Below are 1,303 nucleotides of genomic sequence, written 5' to 3'. Positions count from 1 at the left end.
GTTTGATAAGATCATTCACTGGAAGGGTTACGTGCTTTTTGATGAGTTCACGCAGGTTACTTAAGAACATCAACGTATTGGATTTACTCGGCTTAATGAGCAGTTTCCCTTTGTACTTTCTATGGTTGAACCCAAGAAAGTCAAAGCCATCGTTGATATGAGTAATATGCGTTTTCTCTTCGGATAAGGTTAAGCCTCTTTCCGCTAAGAAATCAGCAATCAACGGTTTGATATCGTTCTCCAGCACTTCCTTTGAAGCGCAAGTGACGACGAAGTCGTCGGCGTATCCAATGAAGTTAGCTCTTGCCCCCTTTTTGAGTGCAGTAGACTTAATGTGCTGTTCGAGACCAGAAAGTGTCATTAACATCAAGGTTGGGGATATAATCCCGCCTTGAGGCGTGCCTTCATCGGTGTCGTAAAATAGCCCTTTGTCTACAAAGCCAGACTTTAGCCATTGCTTCAACATACGCTTATCAACGGCAACATTGTCCATCAGCCATTGATGACCGATTTTGTCGAAACACGCTTTGATGTCCCCTTCAAGAACCCATTGCGCTGACCGTTTCTGACTCAAGCAGATAAAACACTGGCCGATTGCGTCAGCAGTGCTTCGCCTTGGTCTAAAACCGTAGCTGTTAGGGTCGGCAAGACTTTCTGACACAGGCTCTAATGCTAATAGGTGAAGTGCTTGTTGCGCTCTGTCTATCATGCATGGAATGCCCAGTGGCCTAAGTTTGCCATTCTTTTTAGGGATGTAGATACGCTTGAGCGGTTGGGCTTTGTATGCCTTTCGACTCAATTGATTCACTGCTTTCATACGGCGTGTATCTGTATTCCAGATAACACCATCTATTCCAGACGTTTTACTGCCTTTATTTTGAGACACTCGCTTAACAGCAAGAAGTTTTGCTGAGCGAGAGTGAGTTAGTATCCATTGCAAGGCTTTCAACTTGCCGTGTTTACCTTCTCTAGTTGCCTTTGCGATACGCATCTGAAGCTTTAATACATGTGCCTCAACGGATTTCCAGTCTATTGACTGCCATTGAACGCTGTCAGGAGAGGCACTAATCTCTGTTGAAATCATCATTTGCATTTCTCCTTTAATAAAGTTCTTCAAATTCTCTCGCAACGGGAGACCAGTCGGAAGTGGGCTCACTTTCGTGACCAGACACAAGTCTGTATCTGCATCGTTACAATGCAGCCTTCGCTTTTTCCAACCTCCTATACCTGCATCACTATCGGCCACATAGGCTTTCCCAGAGGGAGTGATACAGGCTTACCGTGTTCCGTATGTCGCGCAATG

General features: G+C 45.0%; 1 protein-coding gene. It reads right to left on the bottom strand.

Translation table 11 applies throughout. From position 1 onward, the window contains the following. The coding region (ltrA, locus tag ACED25_RS23445) for a group II intron reverse transcriptase/maturase (protein ID WP_371696274.1) at positions 1 to 1,087 on the bottom strand (1,087 nt) is incomplete at its 3' end. Between the last annotated feature and the right edge of the window lie 216 nt (positions 1,088 to 1,303).

Origin of the sequence: Vibrio sp. 1F263 (genome assembly GCF_041439035.1) — a bacterium.
Taxonomy (GTDB): Bacteria; Pseudomonadota; Gammaproteobacteria; order Enterobacterales; family Vibrionaceae; genus Vibrio; species Vibrio tasmaniensis_A.
The sequence above is the reverse complement of the archived record's forward strand: the minus strand, read 5'-3'. Positions and strand labels throughout refer to the sequence as shown.